Annotated in this window: 4 protein-coding genes; all 4 read right to left on the reverse strand. The window is 69.3% G+C overall.

Annotated elements, in window-relative coordinates; genetic code table 11:
- The coding region (locus ER13_RS16920; protein ID WP_035311194.1) for a dephospho-CoA kinase at positions 1-272 on the reverse strand (272 nt) is incomplete at its 3' end.
- Positions 269-1099 carry a shikimate dehydrogenase gene (locus ER13_RS16925; protein WP_008260314.1) on the reverse strand — a complete coding sequence of 277 codons (831 nt, stop codon included), beginning with the start codon at positions 1097-1099 and terminating at the stop codon, positions 269-271. The genes ER13_RS16925 and ER13_RS16920, both read right to left, overlap by 4 nt.
- Entirely contained in the window at positions 1096-1719 is a 624-nt protein-coding gene (locus ER13_RS16930) for a nucleoside triphosphate pyrophosphatase (protein ID WP_008261380.1), read from the reverse strand. The genes ER13_RS16925 and ER13_RS16930 overlap by 4 nt, the downstream gene beginning before the upstream one ends.
- Positions 1716-2552, reverse strand: coding sequence for a pyruvate, water dikinase regulatory protein (locus tag ER13_RS16935; RefSeq protein WP_052005180.1), 837 nt, complete (start codon positions 2550-2552; stop codon positions 1716-1718). The genes ER13_RS16930 and ER13_RS16935 overlap by 4 nt, the downstream gene beginning before the upstream one ends.
- Between the last annotated feature and the right edge of the window lie 4 nt (positions 2553-2556).

Consider the following 2556-nt stretch of genomic DNA (forward strand, 5'->3'; position numbering starts at 1 on the left):
CGCGTCACCAGGGGATGGACGATGGCCTCAAGCCGGCGGAAGGCGGTTTCGTCCCGGCCCAGGGCCTCGGCCAGGCGGGTGCGGTCCACGGCCCCCTCCACGACCACGCCCGGAAAGGCGGCGCCGACCGGTTCGACCGCAGCGCCGCCGGGCGCATAGAGCCTGTGCACGGCGTCGTCGGCGTTCCAGACGACCGCGCCCAGATCGGCGAACATGGCCGTCGTGGTCGACTTGCCCATGCCGATGGAGCCGGTCAAACCCAGCAGGATCATGTCACTTCGCCCAGATGGGCCGTCAGCAGGGCGCGCAGGTCCAGCGGCGGGGGCGGACGACGGAACAGGGCCTGGAACGAGGGCGCCGCCTGACCGATCAGCATGGCCAGACCGTCCACCGTCGGCAGGCCGCGCGCCCGCGCCGCCGTCAGGAAGGGGGTGGCCAGGGGCTTGTAGGTCATGTCCATCATCACCGTGCCCGGGGCGACGGCGTCGAAATCCAGATCCGGCTGGATGCTGAGGGCGTTGATCACCAGGACGGCGCCGTCGAGAGCCTCGGACGCCGGCATGACCCGGACCGAAGGGCCCAGATCGGCGGCCAGGGCTTCGGCCCGGTCGCGCGACCGATTGACGATCCGAACCTCGGCCCCAGCCTCGATCAGGGCGCCTGAGCCGGCCCGCGCCGCGCCGCCCGCCCCCAGCATGACCACCGGTCGACCTGCCAGGGTCAGATCCGGCGCCTGTTCCTTCAGGCCCAGCATCAGGCCGATCCCGTCCGAACTGTCGGCCGAGACCCGGCCGGCGTCGAAGGTCAGGATATTGGCCGAGGCTGTCAGCCGGGCCGCCGGGGTCGCCTGATCCGCCAGGGCGAAGGCCTGTTCCTTAAAGGGCGCGGTGACGTTCAGACCCAGGATCAGTCCGGCGCGGCCCGCCGCGACCAGGGCCTCGAACCCCGCCGCATCGGCGGGGGCGAAGGGCGCATAGACGCCGTCGATGTCGCCGGCCGCCAGCCAGGCGTTGTGGATGACGGGGCTGAGGGAATGGGCCACCGGATTGCCGGCGATCCCGGCGACCAGGGCCGCGCCCGTGATGCGATGACGGCTCATGCGGACAGGACCCCCGCCCGGCGCAGCTCGGCCAGGACCGGCCACAGCGGCAGGCCCAGGACGGTGAAATAGTCGCCGTCGATGGCCGCGAACAACTGGGATCCCATGCCCTCGAGCCGATAGGAGCCGACACAGGCCAGCAGGGCCTCGCCCTCGGCCGCCAGATAGGCGTCGAGAAAGGCGTCGGAAAAGTCACGCATCCGCATCTCGACCGTGTCCACGCCCGACCAGACGATCTCGCCCTTCACCGCCAGGGCGGCGCCGGAATGGAGGTGATGGATGCGGCCGCGCATGGATTTCAGCCGTTCGCGGGCGGCGTCGAGCGATTTCGCCTTGGAAATCAGCCCGCCGTCGAAGGCCAGGGTCTGATCCGAGCCCAGCACCCAGGCGGTTTCGTCATCGCGCGAAACGGCCAGGGCCTTGGCCTCGGCGAGCCGCACCGCCAGGCCGGCGGGATCCAGGTCGGTCGAGACGGCCTTGATCGCGTCTTCGTCCACGCCGGCGACGCGGACCTCGAACGGCACGCCGGCGTTTTCCAGCATCGCGCGGCGGGCGGCGCTCTTGGACGCCAGGATCAGGGTCTCGCGCCCTCCCGGGCTGGACAGGGATATGTCGCTCACCAGCTTGTCCCGATCTTTTGGTTGCGATGCTCGCTGAGCAGGTTGGTGATGGCGGCGGCCGTTTCCTCCACCGACCGACGGGTGACGTCGATGGTCGGCCAGCCGCGCCGGGCGAAGGCGCGCTTGGCCTTGATCGTCTCGTCGCGGACGGCGTCCTGATCCGTATAGCTGGAGGACTGGCTGGCGTTCAGATTGTCGATCCGGTTGCGCCGGATCTGGATCAGGCGGTCGGGCGATACGGTCAGGCCGACGACCAGAGGATTCTTCAGCCGCGTCAGCCGCTCGCCGTCCTCCTGTCCAGGCACCAGCGGGACATTGGCGGCGCGGATTCCCCGATGGGCCAGATAGATGCAGGTCGGGGTCTTGGAGGTCCGGCTGACCCCGCACAGGACCACATCGGCGCCTTCCAGCTGTTCGGTCGTGCCCTGGCCGTCGTCATGAGCCATCGCGAAGTCCAGCGCCGCGATCCGGTTGAAATAATCATGATCCAGGGCGTGCTGAGCCCCGACCCGCGTCGACAAGGCCGCGCCCAGATAGCGGGACATGGCCCCGACCAGAGGATCAAGGGCGCCGATCTGGGGCATGTCTAGTCGCCGGCAGCCGTCCTCCAGCTGTTCGCGCAGATGGCGGTCGACCAGGGTGTGCAGAACCACGCCCGGCGCCGCCTCCACCTCCTGCAGCACACGCTCCATCTGCTTCTCCGATCGGACAAGGGCGTAGATATGTTCGATCGGAATGACGCCGTCGAAGCGGGCCGTCACCGCCTTGGCCATCGCGTTCAGGGTCTCTCCGGTCGAATCCGAGACCAGATGGACGTGAAAATAGGTGGCCAGACGG

The sequence above is a fragment of the Brevundimonas sp. EAKA genome (genome assembly GCF_000698025.1).
Lineage (GTDB): Bacteria > Pseudomonadota > Alphaproteobacteria > Caulobacterales > Caulobacteraceae > Brevundimonas > Brevundimonas mediterranea_A.

Excerpts from the sequence above, each read along its gene's own strand:
- ER13_RS16925 (WP_008260314.1), bottom strand. The coding sequence starts at position 1,099 with ATGAGCCGTCATCGCATCACGGGCGCGGCCCTGGTCGCCGGGATCGCC.